Annotated in this window: 13 protein-coding genes; 12 read left to right on the top strand and 1 reads right to left on the bottom strand. The window is 43.5% G+C overall.

Translation table 11 applies throughout. From position 1 onward, the window contains the following. The first annotated feature begins 32 nt into the window (after positions 1–32). The 9 genes from AK825_RS03390 (at position 33) to AK825_RS03350 (ending at position 14,420) form a co-directional block, all read left to right on the top strand. The gene (locus AK825_RS03390) at positions 33–3,266 is read left to right on the top strand and encodes an efflux RND transporter permease subunit (RefSeq protein ID WP_068034735.1); all 3,234 of its coding nucleotides are present in this window, start codon (positions 33–35) and stop codon (positions 3,264–3,266) included. Then, positions 3,263–5,095: an efflux transporter outer membrane subunit gene (locus AK825_RS03385; RefSeq protein ID WP_068034733.1), complete on the top strand. Its 1,833-nt coding sequence runs from the start codon at positions 3,263–3,265 to the stop codon at positions 5,093–5,095. Before AK825_RS03390 ends, AK825_RS03385 begins: the two co-directional genes overlap by 4 nt. Before the next feature lie 225 nt (positions 5,096–5,320). Further along, on the top strand, positions 5,321–6,328 hold the full coding sequence (gene hemB / locus AK825_RS03380; protein ID WP_068034731.1) for a porphobilinogen synthase: 1,008 nt from the start codon (positions 5,321–5,323) through the stop codon (positions 6,326–6,328). A gap of 313 nt (positions 6,329–6,641) precedes the next feature. Next, positions 6,642–8,675, top strand: a complete 2,034-nt coding sequence (locus AK825_RS03375) for a UvrD-helicase domain-containing protein (RefSeq protein WP_068034729.1) — start codon at positions 6,642–6,644, stop codon at positions 8,673–8,675. Between the two features lie 142 nt (positions 8,676–8,817). Next, the gene (gene mgtE, locus AK825_RS03370; RefSeq protein ID WP_068034727.1) at positions 8,818–10,221 is read left to right on the top strand and encodes a magnesium transporter; all 1,404 of its coding nucleotides are present in this window, start codon (positions 8,818–8,820) and stop codon (positions 10,219–10,221) included. Between the two features lie 165 nt (positions 10,222–10,386). Then, positions 10,387–10,851, top strand: a complete 465-nt coding sequence (dut, locus tag AK825_RS03365; RefSeq protein WP_068034725.1) for a dUTP diphosphatase — start codon at positions 10,387–10,389, stop codon at positions 10,849–10,851. A 263-nt stretch (positions 10,852–11,114) separates the two neighbouring features. Further along, a complete protein-coding gene (locus AK825_RS03360) occupies positions 11,115–13,112 on the top strand; it encodes a phosphomannomutase (RefSeq protein ID WP_068034722.1) in 1,998 nt (665 codons plus the stop codon). 147 nt (positions 13,113–13,259) lie between these two features. Beyond that, positions 13,260–14,171: an acetylglutamate kinase gene (argB, locus tag AK825_RS03355; RefSeq protein ID WP_068034720.1), complete on the top strand. Its 912-nt coding sequence runs from the start codon at positions 13,260–13,262 to the stop codon at positions 14,169–14,171. Positions 14,172–14,186: 15 nt separating this feature from the next. Further along, the gene (locus AK825_RS03350; RefSeq protein WP_068034718.1) at positions 14,187–14,420 is read left to right on the top strand and encodes a hypothetical protein; all 234 of its coding nucleotides are present in this window, start codon (positions 14,187–14,189) and stop codon (positions 14,418–14,420) included. A 223-nt stretch (positions 14,421–14,643) separates the two neighbouring features. On the opposite strand, the gene AK825_RS03345 is transcribed toward AK825_RS03350, so the two are convergent. Continuing rightward, positions 14,644–15,036, bottom strand: coding sequence for a Spx/MgsR family RNA polymerase-binding regulatory protein (locus AK825_RS03345; RefSeq protein WP_068034717.1), 393 nt, complete (start codon positions 15,034–15,036; stop codon positions 14,644–14,646). A 211-nt stretch (positions 15,037–15,247) separates the two neighbouring features. Between AK825_RS03345 and leuS the strand changes: the two genes are divergently transcribed. Genes leuS through AK825_RS03330 form a run of 3 tightly spaced genes read left to right on the top strand, consistent with a single transcriptional unit; the run spans position 15,248 to position 19,908 of the window. After that, positions 15,248–17,986 (top strand): leucine--tRNA ligase, encoded by a 2,739-nt coding sequence (leuS, locus tag AK825_RS03340; RefSeq protein WP_082787152.1) that lies wholly within the window; start codon positions 15,248–15,250, stop codon positions 17,984–17,986. Between the two features lie 53 nt (positions 17,987–18,039). After that, positions 18,040–18,729, top strand: a complete 690-nt coding sequence (locus AK825_RS03335; RefSeq protein WP_068034715.1) for a hypothetical protein — start codon at positions 18,040–18,042, stop codon at positions 18,727–18,729. 60 nt (positions 18,730–18,789) lie between these two features. Then, positions 18,790–19,908 carry a DNA polymerase III subunit delta gene (locus AK825_RS03330; protein ID WP_068034713.1) on the top strand — a complete coding sequence of 373 codons (1,119 nt, stop codon included), beginning with the start codon at positions 18,790–18,792 and terminating at the stop codon, positions 19,906–19,908. Positions 19,909–20,119: the final 211 nt, after the last annotated feature.

Genomic DNA, 20,119 nt, shown 5'->3' with positions numbered 1-20,119 from the left:
CATTCAAAGATAGGAAGACTTAGGGATATACTATGTCACGTTTTTTTATTAATCGCCCTATTTTTGCATGGGTTATGGCTATTTTAGTCATGCTCATCGGGGTGATATCGGTCATTAATTTACCGATCGAACAGTATCCACGTATTGCGCCACCGACCATTTCGGTCAGTGCAAGCTATCCTGGTGCTAACGCACAAACCGTCGAAAACTCAGTTGTGCAGATCATTGAGCAACGTATGAAAGGCCTTGATGGTTTGATGTATATGTCATCATCAAGCTCTTCAAACGGTAGCGCGTCAGTAACACTCACCTTTGAAAATGGTACTGATTCTGATACCGCTCAGGTACAGGTGCAGAACAAACTTCAAGCGGCGATGAGCTCGCTACCTGAGTCTGTTCAGCGTCAAGGCGTCAACGTTAATAAATCGTCTAGCAGCTTTTTGATGGTGCAAGCTTTTATTTCCGAAGATGACTCTATGGATCGAGCTGATATTGCCGATTATATTAACTCCAATGTCGTCGATTCGCTTAGCCGTGTTGAAGGTGTGGGTGAAGTTCAAGTTTTCGGGTCCACCTATGCGATGCGTGTTTGGCTTGATCCTTCACGTCTCCGTAGCTATAACATGGTACCGTCTGATGTCGTCAATGCCATACGAGCACAGAACACTCAGGTATCTGCCGGACAATTAGGTCAAGCACCTGCTGATACAGACCAACAGGTTATTAACGCGACGGTCACTGTACAAAGCTATTTACAAACGCCTGAAGAATTCCAAAACATTCTGCTGAAAACTGATACCTCTGGCGCTCAAGTCCGCTTAGGTGATGTTGCAGATGTCGAAATTGGCAGTGAGAACTATAGCGTTGTTTCTTTATATAATGGTCAAGAAGCTGCTGGGTTGGGTATTTCACTCGCTGGTGGTGCTAACGCGCTTGAGACTCGTGAAGCCGTTGGCGCGCGTATGGCTGAACTGGAAAGAAACTTCCCAGCTGGTTTAATCTCGGTCGTACCATACGACACCACGCCTTTTGTACGCTTATCTATTGAACAAGTCGTCATGACCCTCATTGAGGCGATTGTGTTGGTATTTATTGTCATGTTCATTTTCTTACAGAACTGGCGTGCAACTATTATCCCGACGCTTGCCGTACCTGTTGTATTACTGGGCACGTTTGCAGTGCTTTATGTAGCGGGCTTTAGTATCAACGTGCTGACCATGTTTGCGATGGTACTTTCCATCGGTCTACTGGTCGATGATGCTATCGTTGTGGTAGAGAACGTTGAACGTATCTTAGAAGAAGATCCTCACATTTCTATTAAAGACGCGACCGTTCAATCGATGGGTGAAATTAGTAAGATTGTTATCGGTATTGCTTTGATTCTATCAGCAGTATTCGTACCGATGGCCTTCTTCGGTGGTTCAACAGGCGTAATTTATCGTCAGTTTTCCATTACTCTGATTACCGCTATGGTACTCTCAGCACTGGTTGCGCTTATCTTCACCCCTGCTCTATGTGTCACTTTACTCAAACGTGGTAAGAGCCATGAAAAAGGTAGCACCGAAAAGCAAAAAGGCTTTTTTGGCTGGTTCAACCGTGGTTTCTTCAAGCTTAGCCGCTCTTACGAAAATTTTGTGGGTAAGAGTATTCGTTTTAAATGGTTATATTTGATTGGCTACGCGGCTATTATCGGCATCATGGCAGTGGTCTTCTTACGTATTCCTGGCTCATTTTTACCAGAAGAAGATCAAGGTATTATGTTTACCTTGGTTCAGCTTCCTGCTGGCTCTACGCTTGATGAGACACAAGATGTCCTCGATAAAGTAAGAAACTATTACGATACTCAAGAGACGGATAACATTGCCTCTGTCTTTACCATTGCAGGCTTTAGTTTTGCTGGTCAAGGGCAAAACATGGGACTGGCATTCGTTCGCTTGTCTGATTGGGAGTCGCGTTCCGGCGATGAAAATACTGCACAGGCTGTTGCTGGTCGTGCGATGGGTTACTTCTTCACTCAATTAAATGAAGCGCAGGTTTTTGCGATTGTACCTCCAGCGATTACTGAACTTGGTAATGCCAGTGGTTTTGATTTAATGATTCAAGATAATGGTAACCTTGGACACGATGGGCTACTTGAAGCACGTAATATGCTCTTAGGTATGGCAGCACAAAATGACCAAGTCGCTGGTGTACGTCCCAACGGTCAAGAAGATTCACCGCAGCTTAAGGTGAACATCAACCAAGAGCAAGCTGCCGCTTATGGCTTGTCATTAAGTAATATCAATAGTGTCATCTCAACGGCTTGGGGTTCAAGCTATGTTAATGACTTCATTGATCGTGGTCGTATCAAACGTGTCTTTGTTCAAGGTGAAGCAAGTAGCCGTACCAATCCTGATGATATTGGCAAATGGTATGTGCGAAATGATATGAATGATATGATTTCATTCGATGCATTTTCATCCAGCGAGTGGCAGTCTGGCTCACCGCGTCTGACCCGTTACAACAGCTTGCCCTCGATGAACATCCAAGGTAGTGCAGCACCCGGTTTGAGTACTGGTGAAGCAATGAGCTCGATGGAAGCGATGATAGAACAGCTACCTGAAGGTATTGGTTATGAGTGGACAGGTATGTCATTGGAAGAGCAAAAATCAGGTGCACAAGCGCCAATGCTTTATGCGCTTTCAATCTTAGTCGTCTTCTTATGCTTAGCAGCCCTATATGAAAGCTGGTCTATTCCTTTCTCCGTACTATTGGTCATTCCACTTGGGGTTCTAGGGGCAGTCATATTTACTTGGCTACGAGGTTTTGCCAACGATATTTACTTGCAAGTAGGTCTACTCACGGTGGTTGGTCTATCGGCCAAAAATGCCATCTTGATTATTGAGTTTGCAAAAGACCATCAAGAGGAAGGTTATAGTCTGAAAGAGGCTGTCATGACCGCAGCTCGTCAACGTTTGCGTCCAATTATCATGACCTCACTTGCCTTTGGTCTAGGTGTTGTGCCATTATTCTTGGCGACTGGTCCGGGTTCAGGCAGTCAAAATGCCATTGGTACTAGTGTTGTAGGCGGTGTAGTCACGGCGACTCTCTTAGGCATATTCTTTATCCCGATGTTCTATATTTGGGTACGCAGTGTGTTCCCATACAAATATGACAACAATCAGCCAAATGATAAAGGCGATGGCGGCAATGGTACGCCTACTCCGCAGAACCCAACTCCCTCAGAGAGTTATCAGCCTGCAAGCTTTGGAGATAATACACAATGAGTTCACAACCTTTAATAACCAACTCAACAGCAGTAGTCAATACTGCTGCTAATGTGCGCCCAATGACAAACAAACAAGCAGCGTCAGTTGCTAAATTTGTGAGACCGGTTATTTCACAGGTGCGCAGAAAAAGCGGTCGTTTAATAGGTTTAACCGTACTAGCGATGAGCATGGCTGCCTGCAACACGATCCCAAAAGCTGATATGCGCCCTGTGCTCGCTGAGCCCAATATACCTGTTGGACAAAGCTATGGTGCTTTCGATCGTGAGACGGTTAGCAATGCTGAGCAGCCTAGTCTCGCTAGTCAACGCTGGCAGAACTTCTATAGTGATGAGCGCCTAAAAGGGCTGATTGCGTTAGGTCTTGAAAACAACAAAGACTTTGAAAGTGCACGTTTAGCGATTGAAAAAGCACGGGCGCAATATCAAATTACTGATATTCGTGACCTACCAACGATTGATGGTAGTGCAGGCTATTCTCGCCAACGCCAAAGAAGTACAACAAGCGATAGCTATAACGTAAATCTGGGTCTGGCTAATTATGAGCTAGACTTTTGGGGTAAGATTTCTAGTCTAAAAGATCAAGCGTTGCAGAATTTCTTAGCGACAACGGCGGCAAAAGACTCTACTCAGATTAGCCTTGTTAGTAATATTGCTCAAAGCTATGCCAATTTAAGCTATAGCCTAGCGCAACTTAAACTAGCAGAAGCAACGGTAGAAAGTCGTGAGCGTTCACTGTTTATTGCTAGCAAACGTTTTGAGGCAGGTATCGATCCTAAGTTACCTTCATTACAGTCTTCGGCGGCACTTGAAAATGCCAAACTTGCTGTATTACGTGCGCAAAGCAGTATTTTAAAATCACGTAATGCCTTGCAGTTTTTAGTTGGTACGCCTATTCCGAGCCAGCTTATTCCAACGCCTGCGGTCAGCAACATCACTACGCATGAAATCTTTAGTGCTGGTTTACCAAGTGAGCTATTGCGTTACCGTCCAGATGTTCTGCAAGCGGAATATAATCTAAAAGCAGCTGGTGCTAATATCGAAGTAGCGCGTGCCTCTTATTTCCCTTCTATCAGCCTTGCTAGTAGCATCGGTGTAAGTAGCGGTAGCTTAGACGATCTGTTCAAGAGTGGTTCAGTTGGATGGTCATTTGGTCCAAGCGTTAGCGTGCCTATCTTTGATGCAGGACGCTTGGATGCTAATTATGACGTGGCTAAAATCGAACGTGAACAGACGCTTGCAAGTTATGAGAAATCTATTCAGACAGCCTTCCGTGAAGTCTCTGATGTGCTGGCAACACGCGCCACACTAGGTGAGCAACTTGCAGCGCAATATCGTCTGCAAGATAACTTTGAACAAACCTATCAGATAGCAGATGCACGCTTCAAAGCAGGTATCTCAAACTATCTAGATGTCCTTGATGCTCAGCGTTCATTGTTCTCAACCCAGCAAGGTATTTTAGATTTAGAGCTACAAAAAATCGTTAGCCAAATCGAGCTATACCAAGCGCTTGGCGGCGGTGCTAATCTAGATATACCAACGGCTATTCCTGTGCCGCAGTATACTAACGTAGCTCAAATCGCTAGTCTGCCTGCGAACAGTGCCAAAGCTAAAGCTGCTTATGCCATAGATGCTGCAAGCTCAGCTCGCGTCGCATCTCCACAAGAAGCACTGGCAATCAAACAATCTAAAACGCCAGCGACATCTACCTTTAAGCCTACTGCTGTCGTCGATGTTAATAACGATGGTAGAAATGATGCTGCCGTCGGTGTCGTGACCCAAGAGACACCTGTTGAGCAAGTACCGGTAACGCAGATTATTGAGCCTTAAATAGCTGTAATGTGAGAGGTAGACAGATTACCTTACAATTAGCCCTGCCGCCTTGGTGGGGCTTTTTGCTTTCATAGGCTGCTTTTGGTTATAGTAGTCTCACCATATTTAACACCGTTTTATACAAACCAACTTTATAAAGAATGACACGCTTTAATAAAACTGATTTTAATGAAAGAAAAGCTGTTGAAACGATAATTATTGAAAATATAATAAGGAACGATTATGTCTTATACCTTTAACCGCCAATACCCTGAAACTCGTTTGCGCCGCTTACGCTACAACGATAATGTACGGGCAATGATTCGTGAAGTTGAGCTACATCCTAAGCATTTTATTGCGCCAGTATTCGTACTAGAAGGTGAAAATCAACGTGAGGCTATTGCTAGTATGCCGGGTGTCGAACGCTTATCAATTGATTTGCTCATTAATTATGCGAAAGAATTATTAGCGGAGGGTGTTACGACTATCGATATCTTTCCTGTCATTGATAATTCATTAAAAACGCCAGATGGCAAAGCGGCCTATGACGCAAATGGTCTTGCGGCGCGTGCGGTAGCTGCGGTAAAAGATGCTGTACCAGAAATGGTCGTCATGACAGATGTGGCTTTGGACCCTTATACCTCACATGGTCAAGACGGTTTGCTCGATGACAGCGGTTATGTTATCAATGATGCAACCATCGAAGTGTTAGTCAAACAAGCGCTAGTTCATGCTCGCGCTGGGGCCGATATCATCTCTCCTAGCGACATGATGGATGGTCGCATCAAAGCCATGCGTGACGCCTTTGAAGCAGAAGGTTTTGTGAATACGGCTATCATGGCCTACTCTGCAAAATATGCCTCTGCTTATTATGGGCCATTCCGCGATGCAGTCGGTAGTGCAGGCAACTTAAAAGGTGGCCATAAAAAGCAATATCAGATGGATTTTGGTAACCGCGCGGAAGCTTTGCACGAAGTTGCCATGGACATCAATGAAGGCGCAGATATGGTTATGATTAAACCGGGTCAGCCCTACCTTGATCTGATTCGTGAAGTCAAAAACACCTTTGGCATACCGACGTTTGCCTATCAAGTCTCTGGTGAATACGCTATGCATATGGCGGCCATTCAAAACGGCTGGCTCAGTGACGCGGTTATTCTAGAGTCGCTAATTGGTTTCCGCCGAGCCGGTGCCGACGGTATCTTGACTTATTTTGCATTGGAAGCAGCACGTCAGTTGAATAACGCATAATTTTATCTCGATTTTTTAAAACCTTCTATTCGCGCCTACAGCTCTATGCCTGTTGGCGCGATTTTATTGCTGCGATTAGTATCTTCTTCGCTACAACTATAAGGTAGTTAGGTTTTAAGGATAATACGCTTTAACGCTTTATCCATCTCCTCCCAAAAAGCCACGCTTTTGCTTTATAATAACCCACCTGATTTTCATGGCGTCTCAACGCTAACCTCTACATTTTATTGCCGTTATTGCGCCCGCTGCCTCGTTTTTTTGCTAGGGCACATCAGCGCCTACCCTTTTTTGCTTTTGTCTTACAGGTCACGTTATGAGTCAACTTAATCCCAAACAACAAGAAGCTATGCTCTACGTATCCGGCCCATTGCTTGTGCTAGCAGGTGCCGGCTCCGGTAAGACTTCGGTTATTACGCGCAAAATTGCATACCTTATTGAAGAATGCAACATGCCAGCCGAACGCATCACAGCGGTGACCTTTACCAATAAAGCCGCCCGTGAGATGAAAGCTCGGGTAAGTAAACTGCTGCCTAGTGAAAAGACGCGTGGACTGACAGTATCGACCTTTCACCAATTTGGCTTACAGTTTTTACGTTATGAGCTGATTCATACGCCTCTAAAGGGCAACTTCTCTATCATGGACAGCGATGACAGTAAGCGCCTGCTCATGGAGCTTATGATGCGCGACAATTTAAGCGGGGCTGAAAGTCGCGAGCTGGTTGGTAAAGCCATCAAATTTATCTCTGACTGGAAGAACGATCTAATTGATCCTGACAAGGCGATGGAAACCTTAGACGATCCAGAAGATATGATTTTTGCCACCCTATATGCATTATATGAGCGTAATTTGCGCGCTTATAATGCGGTTGATTTTGATGATCTAATTGTACTGCCGACTAAAATATTACGTGAAAATAGGGAGCTGCGTGATAAATGGCAAAACCGTATTCGCTATCTATTGGTCGATGAATATCAAGATACCAATACTGCACAGTATGAGATGATTAAATATCTGGTAGGACCGCAAGGGCGCTTTACTGTCGTTGGTGATGATGACCAATCTATCTATGCATGGCGCGGTGCCAAGCCTGAAAACATGGCGCTGCTCAAAGAAGATTTCCCTAAGCTTAAAATCGTTATGCTTGAACAAAACTATCGTTCGACCACGCGTATTTTGACTTCTGCCAACGCAGTCATTACCAACAATGAGCATTTATTTGAAAAAAAGCTGTGGTCAGATAAAGGTCAAGGCGAAAAAATCCGTATTATCAACTGCCGTAATGACGATGATGAGTCCGAGCGCGTGGCAAAAGAGATTGTCACTCATAAATTACGCTTTGGTAATGAGTGGGAGCAGTACGCTGTTCTTTATCGCAGTAACTTTCAGGCGCGGATGTTAGAAGCACAGTTACGTCAGCTGCAAGTTCCTTATAAATTATCCGGCGGTCAGTCGTTCTTCGCCCGTAGTGAAATTAAAGACATCATGGGTTATCTGCGTCTTATCCTAAACCCTGAAGATGACAGCGCATTTTTGCGTATTATCAATACGCCCAAACGCGGCATGGGACCTGCGACCCTCGAAAAACTTGGTCTGTTTTCGCAAGAGCATAGCATATCGTTATTAGCCTCTTGTACTCACGCCGGTCTTGCTCATGTCTTGCCGTCTAAGGCTTATGGGACGATAAAAGAGTTTGGTGAATTCATCGAGCATTATACTCGTGAGCTGGATCAACATCCTGACCCTGTGCCAATCGTACGCCAAATGATCGATGAAACTGGTTATATTGACTTTGTACGCAGTGATGCCAAAACGCCGCAACAAGAAAAGAATCGTATCGATAATATCGACATGCTTTACACCAGCATTCAGTCTTTAATTAATCGTGCCGAAGAAGATGAAGATCGGACAATTGATACCATCATTCGTAAGCTCGTTTTGCTCGATATGCTTGAGCAGCAGCAAGAAGAAGAAAATACTAACAAAGTAAACTTGATGACCTTGCATGCGGCAAAAGGCTTGGAATTTGATTTTGTGTATATCATGGGACTTGAGGAAGAAATGCTACCGCATCGCAACTCTATCATGAGTGAAACAGTCGAAGAAGAACGGCGTTTGATGTATGTGGGTATAACCCGGGCTCGTCGCGAGCTGACACTGACTTTGGCTACCCAGCGCCGCGCCGGTGGACAGATGCGTGTCACTTCAGAATCAAGATTCTTAGATGAGTTGCCTGAGGATCATATTGACTGGCCAGCCAAAGCGAAAAAGAAAAAAGCCACTAAAGATCCAGAAGCAGTGGCCGATGAATACTTGGCTAATATTCGTGCATTGCTTGGTAATCGCTAACACTGGCTTTAACGTTTATTTTTAATATTAACTATGCTTATAGTTAAAGATCTGCCAATAGCGTTTAATGTTTGTTTATTAATAAGCATTGGCTGGCATTTTTATTACTTTTATCATTTATTTTTGATCTTTTGGAACGCCTATGCCCGCCCCTACGCCCAATTCAGAACAACCAGCCAAACCGCAGGCAGAATATAATCCGTTAGAATATAACGCTGAATATAAACTATTATATTTGCAAGGTTTGGTGGCTGATAATGCGTATGCAGCGATTACTGAATTCTTAGCGCAGCAGTCTGAGTATGAAATTGCTAACCTACTGGAATCGTTCCCCAATCAAGATCGACAGATTATCTGGGCACAAGTTCCTGACCATCTCAAAGGTGAGGTTCTTGCTGAGCTAGAGGTTGATACGCGTCAACCATTGATGGAAAACATCTCCTCAAAAGAGATCTCATTATTTACCCAAGATCTTGATGCGCAAGACATCTCAGAGATTTTAGAGACGGTTACTGAAACCGTGCGTACCTCAGTAATGGCAACTTTGGACGAAGACGTTCGCATTCAGGTGAACAAACTCGATACCTATGCAGATTGGGAAGTTGGCAGCTATATGGATCCTGATACTATTCAGGTTCAAGATGATATTAGTTTGGGACAAGTGCAAGAGTGGCTACGAGAAAACGAGGATCTGCTTGATGATCAAAGCCAAGAGTTATTAGTGGTCGATCAAAGTCAGCAGTTATTAGGGCTGTTAAGTCTGGTTGATCTGATTAAACATAATCAAAAATCACTGGTTTCAAGCTTTACAGACAACGCCATTACCATCAACGACCGTTTAGATATTCAAGATGCCGCGGCGATTTTTCGTTCGGAAGATATTCGCTTTGCACCTGTTATCAATAGCCATGGCGAGTTGGTTGGGCAGTTAAATGGCGAAGATATCATGGAAATTATCCAAGATGATGTCGATAGCACCATGAAAAACCTTGCTGGTGTTAGTCAAGATGAGGAACTATTTGCGCCTATCTTGACCAGTGCCAAAAGTCGTAGCATCTGGCTAGGAATTAACTTATGTACTGCACTACTCGCCGCTGCAGTTATTGGACAGTTTGAAGCGGTACTTGCAAAAGTAGTAGCGCTGGCGATACTCATGCCAGTAGTGGCAAGTATGGGCGGTATAGCTGGCTCGCAGACGCTAACCATTGTCATTCGCGGTATGGCCATGGGTCAAATCGGTGGTTCCAACCGTTTATGGCTTTTTAATAAAGAGTTATGGGTTGGAGCAATAAATGGACTTATTTGGGCAATTATCATGGCGATTATTGCACAAATGTGGTTTCATGATGTTAAGATTAGTGCAGTGATTGGCTTTGCTATCGCCATTAATATGACTGCTGCCAATGTATCCGGCATTAGTATTCCGCTGATGCTTAAGCGCATGAATATCGATCCTGCGCTATCAGCCTCAGTTATTCTGACGACAGTGACTGATATTGTCGGCTTTATGTCATTTTTAGGGCTGGCAAGTGTGTTGCTGCTGTAGTTGTTACTCTTTGCAAGGTGCGAGCAAAAATTTCAGTCCAAAATTACAACGTGACAGAGAGTAGTTGTTCTCTATAATCGCTATCTGTTTATAAATGGCTATTAATATTAGCCTTACAAATACAATAGTATGATGAAAATTACAAAAAACTTAAGTGAGTGTGTTATGCAAGCTGTACAAGTCAAAATCATAAATCCAAAAATTGGTACGCATCCTGACTTTCCAATGCCAACGCGTGCAACAGATGGATCAGCAGGTATCGATTTACGCGCTTGCCTTGATGAGCCTTTGACCATCAAAGCCGATGCGACGCATTTGGTAGGTACTGGCTTAGCGGTCTATATTCAAGACCCTAATTATGCCGGAATGATTTTGCCGCGTTCAGGACTCGGTCATAAGCATGGCATTGTATTGGGCAACTTGGTGGGTCTTATCGATGCAGACTATCAAGGTGAGCTGATGGTCAGTGTTTGGAATCGTAGCACTGAAGACTTCGTACTTAATCCTGCTGAGCGTATGGCACAATATATTGTAGTACCAGTTGCCCGCCCAGAATTCGAAGTGGTGTCAGATTTTAGTGATGAAAGTCTTCGCGGCGCAGGTGGCTTTGGGCATTCGGGTCGTCATTAAACTTACAGTACTTAAAATAAAACGTTTAAATTAAAATAGATATAGTCGATTAAATTTGAAAAGAATACAGTGCTACTGGGATGAACTTTGCGCAGCCTCTGTGTAAACAGCACGCAAGGAAAATTTATACCAGTAGCATGCCAAAATTTTGTACCTTTTTTATTTTGAACTGACTATATAACGTTTAAATATATACAGCGGCGGTGTACTTTTAACTAGGTTCACCATCTTACTATTAATAGGGATATAAGGAGTTTGTAGTCATGACGACTTTTGCCGCACAGCTCCCCCTATTTCGTGCTTACGATATTCGCGGGGCGCGCCAGTATTTTACTACTGAATTTATAGCGGCATTGGGTGAGGTTTTCGCGCAGCTATATAAAGCGCAAGTTTTTCGTTCAAAAAGTAGTGATCTAGAATGCAATCACTCAAAAAACAACCATTTAGAAAACTGCAATACAAAAAACATTCACGCAGCGGAAAAGCATTCAGCGCGCAAACATCATCAAATCAATAAAGCGAATCCTCAAGCCAACTTTCAAACTAATACTGTGGTCATAGGTTATGATGTGCGCTGTGATAGCGATACCATAGCTCACATGCTTACCAGCAGTTTAAGTCAGCATGGATTAACGGTTATCCAGTTGGGGCTTATCACGACTCCAATGATGGCATTTTGGGCGCAGCAATATGATGGGCATGGCATTATAGTCACCGCCAGCCATTCTGAAAAGAACATCCTAGGGATAAAGTGGCTGGTAAATAATGCCTCCCCTAGTGACGCTGACATTCAAGTAATTCACCAAAGCCTAACGAGTGATAATTCCTTAAATGACTCTAGCTTTCAACATAACAAAAATAACCAGCAAGACAACAAATTTCAAGTAAATACATCTAGTGCCTGTAATGCAAATATTCTTGCCAGCAACCTTATTAGCTTGCCTACTAATACTGTCGCCTCCACTTATATAAGTGCTATCGAGCAAGTATTTGCTCGTATCGAAAAACAAACTAATCAATCCCCCTCTCATAATCGTGGTACTGCAACCAAACTGGACTTAAAGATCGTTCTTGATTGCCTAAATGGTGCAACCAGTAGGATTGCTCAACCTTTATTTGAACGCTTTTGTAAGCAAGTTATTGTGCTTAATGATATTCCTGACGGTAATTTTCCAACAGGCAATCCTGACCCTACTGAACCAAACCGTCTGGCTGAGCTCCAGCAAACTGTTATCATCAATGAGGCAGATATAGGTCTGGCCTTTGATGGTGACGGTGATAGATTGATGATCGTTGATAATAGCGGTAAGGTCGTCACCCCTGATCATTTACTGTATTTATTAGCACGAGTGGCAATCATAGAACGTCCTACGCTCAACAAAAAACCAAACGCCCCGCAGGTTCTGTTTGATGTAAAGTGCTCTCATCATTTGCCACGCTTACTTGATCAGCTCGATGCGATACCAGTGATGAGTAAAACGGGTAGTAGCTTACTGCGCCAACAGCTCCAGTCTCATAATAGCCAAGCTATATTTGCCGGTGAATTATCAGGGCACTTTATCTTTAACGACGACTATTTTATTGTTTATGATGATGCTATGTATGCTGGACTGCGCTTGCTACACTGGCTAGCATCGACCGTTGTCAAATCTGACATTACCGCACTGCGAGGTATCGATACTAAGACCTCTACCCGCAATCTGCCTCCAAATTATGATGAATGGGGCGCGCCTAGAAGAGCAACCCTACCGTATCGGCTGACTGATATTACGCAATATTTGCCAAAACTTGTGAGTACTGCTGACAACTATTTACCACTGTCGGATGATGCTTCTAATCATTGTTCAATCGTAAAGCATCTGACTACGTTTTGTCATTATCTACAGCACTTGGTTGAAGAAACTAACGTTGAGTCTTCTGTTATGGATGCAGCGACCTTCCAAGCAGACAGTATAAAAACAAAGGGTTTAGTGACCTTGCCATCATGTCGTTGCTTCGATAATGTACAGCAGATAACATCTACACAGGCTAAACAGCTCTTACCAAAAGGCACGCTGTTATCTTTCATCGATGGTGTACGTTTAGACTTTTCTCATGGCTTTGGTGTACTGCGTCAATCAAATACCAGTCATAGCCTTACAGTACGTTTCGCAGGAGACAACTTGGTCGACATGAAAGACGTGCAAGCGCGCTTTGTGACATTGTGTGAGGCCTTTGATACACAAATAGCTGAGCAAATTGCCGCTATTTCTGCTGAGTAAAAGCAGCAACAGCAACGAATAATCATTCAAAACAATATTTATTTAACAATAGCTTTAAACATAAATTCTTTGCCATTACTGGCATAAAAATTAGTATAAAAATGCGTGGGTAACGACCGTTTTATAATTGTATTTTAGGAGAGTATGATGTCGCTTAATTTAGATGATGCAAAAAACACCGCTGAAGTGTTGACCACGGCGCTGCCTTATATTCAACGCTTCGTCGGTAAATTGATTGTCGTCAAATACGGTGGTAACGCGATGACCGATCCTGCACTTGAAAGCTCATTTGCACGTGATATCGTACTTCTAAAGACTGTCGGCCTACATCCAGTAGTCGTCCATGGCGGCGGTCCACAAGTCGATAATTTGTTAAAAGAGCTTGGTCGCCAGTCTGATCGTATTGACGGTATGCGCGTGACAGATAAGCGCACCATGGATATCGTTGAAATGGTACTTGGTGGCAGTGTTAACAAATCTATCGTTAGCCTTATTAATAAGCATGGTGGCAGCGCTATTGGACTGACTGGTAAAGATGCCAATCTTATTCAAGCCAAAAAACTACTAGTAGAAAAAATCGGTGAAGACGGTATTGCGGTACCTGTAGACTTAGGCTATGTCGGCGATGTGGTCAGCGTCAATAAAGATGTGATTAATATGCTTATTGCTTCTAACTTCATCCCCGTCATTGCACCGCTTGGGGTCGATGAAGAAGGTAATACTTATAACATCAATGCAGATTTGGTTGCGGGTAAGGTTGCAGAGTTTTTACAAGCGGAAAAACTGATGCTGCTGACCAATATTAAAGGGGTACTAGGTCGTGACGGTGAAGTAGTCACTGGCTTAACGCCACAGAAAGTCGATAGCTTAATTGAAGATGGTACGATTTCAGGCGGTATGATTCCTAAGATTCAATGTGCGCTTGATGCAGTACGTAGCGGCGTGAAAAGTGCAGTTATCGTTGATGGTCGCGTCCCGCATGCCACGCTATTAGAGATTTTCACCAACGAAGGTGTCGGCACGTTAATTAGTCGTGATTTGGGTTCATCGATGAGCTGAGACTAGGAGCAAGTAATGGCATTGTGGCTATGGTGTCTGCTTTTTATTTTAGAGAGTCTATATTGCTGGTGGATAATTGGTTACGGCGGCGCAAAATGGATAGAAGGTTGGAAATCGTTTTTTCTTATTGAATGGTTTGCACTTGACTGGAATGCTGAACAGATTCGGATGTACGTGCTAATTATTTGGGTAGCTAGCCTAATCTGGTTTATCTTGGGTGTTATAAAACCTGAACTTAGATTATTCTAAGCTCAGGTTTTGCTACCTCTTTTTACCTAAAAATGCTAATTTCTTAATAAGCGCAAAACTCTACGGAGCTATGACTGCTATTACCATACACTTTCATGCGGTGATTACCTTTACGCTCAGTAAAGTATGAGGTCTCATTGTCATAACGGTCACCATCTAAACGACCATTTGGCCCTGAGACATAAGCAACATTAATGCGATCATCACCTTTAGAATAGCCTTTTTATGAAAAAGTCATGTCAAACGTTTCTTCATCAAAGCCGCAAAGCAATATCGGTCGACCTTTATTTTTATCTGCCAGCTTACCTTCTAAGATTGGACGTTTAATCATGCTGGTATTTTCTACTAGCAATTCAATAGCCTTGTCTACATTGGCATCAGCTGCTTGCTTTTGCTCATCATCTAATTTGCGCCATGTCGTCCCGCGCTTATTCAATACTTTATCAATACCAAGCGCATCTACCCAACGCTGGACGCTTTGTTTATCAATACCTTTTTTATCAGCACCTTGCTTTTTATAATCGTGAAAATCATAGCTTACATTCAGCTCATCAAGCTTAGTAAATGCTTTTTTCATCGTGCTACAAGATTTGATACCGTAAATAGTGATGGTCATTGGAACTCCAAGTTAATTATCGTTATTCTCTTTATTATACCCAAGACTGGCTAGTTGTAGACCGCAACCTTAGCTATAATCAGTTTTTAAACGCCAAACATATCACGCAAGCAAACCATCATATCATCGCAATTTTCACCAAATTACGCTATGCTATGGCATTGTAAAATTTCACCTATTTTTATCTGTATTAACCAATTCCGAGCCGACTATGAGCAACGCCGTGACAGCAGACCAATCTAATACTAACAATGCTAATGCCAACGCTAATAACGTTAATAATATTGCTACTGACAGCACCCAATATCAGCCGCAGCTGATTGAAGCAGCGCAGCAGGCCAAGTGGGCGAGCGACAAGCGCTTTGAAGTAAGTAATGAGCCAAGTGATAAGCCAAGTCGTTATATGCTGTCTATGTTCCCTTACCCAAGTGGTAAGCTACATATGGGTCACGTGCGTAACTATACGATCTCTGATGTATTAAGCCGCTATTATCGCCTAAAAGGCTATGAAGTCATGCAGCCAATGGGCTGGGATGGTTTTGGCTTGCCAGCTGAAAACGCAGCGATTGCTAACCAAACACCACCTGCCGAATGGACGTTTGCCAATATCGATAACATGCGCGCGCAGCTTAAACTGCTTGGTTTATCCATTGATTGGTCACGTGAATTTGCTACCTGTAGCCCTGAGTATTATCAATGGGAGCAGTGGTTATTTTTACAGTTATACAAAAAAGGTTTGGTTTATAAGAAGCTTGCTACCGTCAACTGGGATCCGATTGATAATACCGTCTTAGCCAATGAGCAAGTTATCGATGGTAAAGGTTGGCGTAGTGGCGCTGCGGTCGAAAAACGCGACATCCCAATGTATTACTTTAACATCACCGATTATGCCGATGAGTTGCTTGATGATTTAGATCAGTTAGAGGGTCATTGGCCATCTGAAGTACTAACCATGCAGCGCAATTGGATTGGTCGTAGTGCAGGTATGGAAGTGCATTTTCCTTATGAACTTGCTGGTGAAGACAACACTTTAGACGTGTTCACTACTCGCCCTGATACCTTAATGGGCGTCACTTATGTAGCGGTCGCCGCTGAACATCCGCTAGCGCAATACGCTGCTGAACATAGTGAAGCGATTGCTGAATTTTGTGCACTTTGTAAAAAAGGCTCAGTTGCTGAAGCCGATCTAGCTAAAGCTGAAAAAATCGGTATGGATACTGGGCTAACCGTTACCCATCCATTAACAGGCGAAAAAGTATCTGTTTGGGTTGCTAACTACGTATTAATGAGCTATGGCTCAGGTGCGGTCATGGCAGTGCCAGCGCATGATGAGCGCGACTACGAGTTTGCTATTAAATACAACTTACCTATCAAGCAAGTTATCAAGTCCCCTGATGGTTATGCTGAGTCCGTTATCGCCGAAGCCAAAACAGATGGTTCTGAGCCAAACCTTGCTTATACTGAGCGCAATACCCTAGTCAATTCAGATGAATTTGACGGTATGGATTTTGAGCAAGCGTTTGAAGCAATGCTAACTAAGCTTGAACCGCAAGGTCTCGCTAATAAAAAGATTCAGTATCGCCTGCGTGATTGGGGTGTATCTCGCCAGCGCTATTGGGGCTGCCCTATTCCAATGGTCAACTGCGAGCATTGCGGCACGGTACCTGTTGAAGAGCAAGATTTACCAGTCGTCTTACCGACTGATGTCGTACCTGATGGACGTGGTAATCCCCTTAAAAACATTCCAGAATTTGTTAATACTACTTGCCCTAAGTGTGGCAATCCTGCTGAGCGTGAAACCGATACCTTTGATACTTTCGTTGAATCAAGCTGGTACTATGCGCGCTTTGCTAGCCCGAACGACTCGCAAAACATGGTCAATAAGTCTGCTGCTAACAAATGGTTGCCTGTCGATCAATACGTTGGCGGTGTAGAGCACGCCGTTATGCATCTGCTTTATGCACGCTTCTTCCACAAGCTAATGCGCGATGAGTCACTGGTATCAGGCGATGAGCCATTTGCTAACCTTATGACTCAAGGTATGGTACTTGCTGGCACTTTCTATCGCGTTAATGCGGATGGTAGTACAACTTATTACTTCACTGAAGACATTGACATTGATTATAACGAGCGCGGACAACCGATTAAAGCTATCCTAAAATCAGATGGACAGCCTGTAACAATTGGCAAAATTGAAAAAATGTCTAAGTCAAAAAATAACGGTGTTGACCCGCAGATAACCATTGATAAATACGGTGCTGATACGGTTCGTCTATACACGCTATTTACCGCTCCTGCTGATCAAACACTAGAATGGTCAGATGATGCGCTAAAAGGTCCTTATAATTTCGTTAAAAAAGTGTGGCGTATTGCGACCGAGCACATGCAAGCACTCACTGCAGCGAACTTAGACCTTGATACGCTAAACAAAGAAGCCCTGAACACTAACGACTTAAGTAAAGCTGCCAAAGGTTTGCGCCGTAAGACTCATGCAACGATAGCCAAGATTGATAGTGACTTGGGTGATCGTTTAGCATTAAATACACCAGTATCAAGCCTTATGGAGCTTGCCAACGAACTTGCTAGCTTCAGTGCCAATAGTGAGCAAGATCTGCAAGTACAGCATGAAGCACTGATTGATTTGCTTATCATGTTATCAGTATATGCACCGCACGTCGGTGAGCACTTACTTGAGCAGCTAGGGCTTGATACAGTAACACTAAACTATCCAGTGGTTGACGAAAGTGCCCTTGTGCAGGATATGATCACGATGGTGGTGCAGGTCAATGGTAAAATGCGCGGTAAGATGGATGTAGCCCCTAACAGCGATCCAGAGCAGCTAAAAGTACAAGCACGGACAATGGAAAGTGTGGCAAAATTCCTTACCGGTGAGATTAAAAAAGAGATCGTCGTGCCTAATAAACTGGTTAATATTGTGGTTGCAGGCTAAACCTTTTAACACTTAGTGCCTTAAGCCTTTTTATCAAAATAAGGATAGCGATTATGTTAGATAAGCATCAAGCTGTGCAGTCACATCAAAAGAAATCAAGCAGACAAAAACTAGCGAAAGTACTACTCGCTACTTTGCCAATGCTTACGGTGCTTAGTGCGACAGCAGGTCTTAGTGGTTGCGGGTTTCAGCTACGTGGTTATGATACACCAATGCTTTTTGATATTGCCAAAACAGCGGTAATTATTGAAGACAATCGCACTGCATTTCCACTCAAGTTGCCATTAACACGACGCTTAGAAGCTCTAGGTCTCGACGTAATCGATAACATGACCTTGTCTGACATCGCTAACAACAGCAACAATGTGGGCGCTGACCCCATTGCTGCTATTACGGTAAATAACATACGCTTTAAACGTTATGAATTAGTCGGTGTATTAACAGAGATTCGTTTAGTATTATCAGCAGATGTTAGCTACCAAACCATAGAGAATGGCAAACCTGTGACGCTAAGCAATCCTATTCAAGTTGAGCGCAGCTATCAATATAATGAGGCATCTGTCAGTACCGATGATCAGCAAGGCAATCAGATTCGTGACTGGCTTTATGATACTTTAGCGCGCCGTATTACTGATCAATACGTCGCTATTTCTCTGCCTAAAGTTGCGCCTGCTAGTGCCAATAAGTCTTCTCAAACGCTTAAAAGTCCAGAGAAGACCGCTGTAATTGTGCCAAGCTCTTAACGCTTATTATTAGCATCTTTTGGTGTTATTTTAATTCTAAAAGGTTATAGCTCAATAGTTATGCAAGATACCTTTATACAGGCTTACCCAAAATTACTACAACCTTCAGTTGCAGTGGCAGGCTTGTGGCTGGCACATGGTGATGAGCCGTTACTGAGTCAATGGCTTATCGATGCCATGCGCCCACATTGGCGCGCGCAAAACTATGCCATCAAGCGTATCGAGCTGATATCGGTGAAAAGCTGGCAAGAAGTATTGTCGGAGCTGGGTAGCCAGTCTTTATTTGACGATGCAAGTGCGCTCATCGTGACTGGCAACCATAAGCCAGATAAGGGAGTTATCGCTGAGCTAGAACGCTTCGCTCAGGACGCGCAAACAGGTGCACATAGTCATAGTTTATTATGGTTAACATCCAAACAAGACAAGCGTGCCCAAAGCAGTAAATGGTTTACACCGTTTGCTCAATATGGTCACGTTATTGATTGCAACTTATACAACGAACAACAACGTCAACAGCTATTGCAAATACAAGCTCAACAGTTTGGCTTAAAGCTGTCTCAAGAGGCTTGGCAACTGCTTATGTCACATACTGAGCACCATCTGTTAAGTGCCTATCAAACACTGTGGCGACTCTCTTATCTGTTTGCGCCACAACTAATGGCGAATGGTGATGATGCCAGTCAAGAGCATGGTACATCTGCAAAGCTTGCTACAAATTCTGCAAAGCTTGCTACAAATTCTGCAAAGCCTGCTACCAATGTCGCCTTGGATATAAAAGATTTACAAGCCGCCTTAGTCAGTGATGCCCAATTTAGCGTGTTTGATTTATCGGATGCAATGCTTGCTGGTAATAGTCCACAAGTGGCAAAAATCATCTTTCAGCTTAAAGCCACTGATGAGCCAACGACCTTAGTGCTCTGGGCGATTAGCAAGGACATGCGTCAGATTATGCAATTGATGGATGGGCAAGACCCACAAGCTCTTGGCATATGGCGCAGCAAACAAGGCTTATATCAACAAGCTTGCCGCCGTCAGTCAAAAGCCTATACTGCCGAATGGCCTGCCCTGCTTTATCGCTGTGACCAAGCGATCAAAGGACTGGTTCGTCAGCCAGCTTGGGAATTACTGTTGCAAGCAGCGTTAGAGCTATCAGGGCGAAGGTTGTTCGCTATGCAATAAGTATTAGAAATATGTTTTACCCGCTCTCTATAATCATTATTGTAAAACCAATTAAATCAACAATCACTACCATTAGCCTTCTTATTTTCGACTGATCCTTATATAGCCCACTCTAGATAATCTATACTCAGGCTAAACTTACCTTCCACACTCTTGTTTTTTCAAAACTCCCTTAACCTTTCTTAAACTAATTGCCATTCCCTTTTACCTA

This window comes from Psychrobacter sp. P11G5, assembly GCF_001593305.1.
Taxonomy (GTDB): domain Bacteria; phylum Pseudomonadota; class Gammaproteobacteria; order Pseudomonadales; family Moraxellaceae; genus Psychrobacter.
Note: the sequence above shows the minus strand (reverse complement) of the source record. Positions and strands in the feature narration are given on the sequence as shown.

Excerpts from the sequence above, each read along its gene's own strand:
- AK825_RS03345 (WP_068034717.1), bottom strand. The coding sequence starts at position 15,036 with ATGACCATCACTATTTACGGTATCAAATCTTGTAGCACGATGAAAAAA.
- leuS (WP_082787152.1), top strand. The coding sequence starts at position 15,248 with ATGAGCAACGCCGTGACAGCAGACCAATCTAATACTAACAATGCTAAT.
- hemB (WP_068034731.1), top strand. The coding sequence starts at position 5,321 with ATGTCTTATACCTTTAACCGCCAATACCCTGAAACTCGTTTGCGCCGC.
- AK825_RS03330 (WP_068034713.1), top strand. The coding sequence starts at position 18,790 with ATGCAAGATACCTTTATACAGGCTTACCCAAAATTACTACAACCTTCA.
- AK825_RS03390 (WP_068034735.1), top strand. The coding sequence starts at position 33 with ATGTCACGTTTTTTTATTAATCGCCCTATTTTTGCATGGGTTATGGCT.
- dut (WP_068034725.1), top strand. The coding sequence starts at position 10,387 with ATGCAAGCTGTACAAGTCAAAATCATAAATCCAAAAATTGGTACGCAT.
- AK825_RS03335 (WP_068034715.1), top strand. The coding sequence starts at position 18,040 with ATGTTAGATAAGCATCAAGCTGTGCAGTCACATCAAAAGAAATCAAGC.
- AK825_RS03350 (WP_068034718.1), top strand. The coding sequence starts at position 14,187 with ATGGCATTGTGGCTATGGTGTCTGCTTTTTATTTTAGAGAGTCTATAT.
- AK825_RS03375 (WP_068034729.1), top strand. The coding sequence starts at position 6,642 with ATGAGTCAACTTAATCCCAAACAACAAGAAGCTATGCTCTACGTATCC.
- AK825_RS03385 (WP_068034733.1), top strand. The coding sequence starts at position 3,263 with ATGAGTTCACAACCTTTAATAACCAACTCAACAGCAGTAGTCAATACT.
- AK825_RS03360 (WP_068034722.1), top strand. The coding sequence starts at position 11,115 with ATGACGACTTTTGCCGCACAGCTCCCCCTATTTCGTGCTTACGATATT.
- argB (WP_068034720.1), top strand. The coding sequence starts at position 13,260 with ATGTCGCTTAATTTAGATGATGCAAAAAACACCGCTGAAGTGTTGACC.
- mgtE (WP_068034727.1), top strand. The coding sequence starts at position 8,818 with ATGCCCGCCCCTACGCCCAATTCAGAACAACCAGCCAAACCGCAGGCA.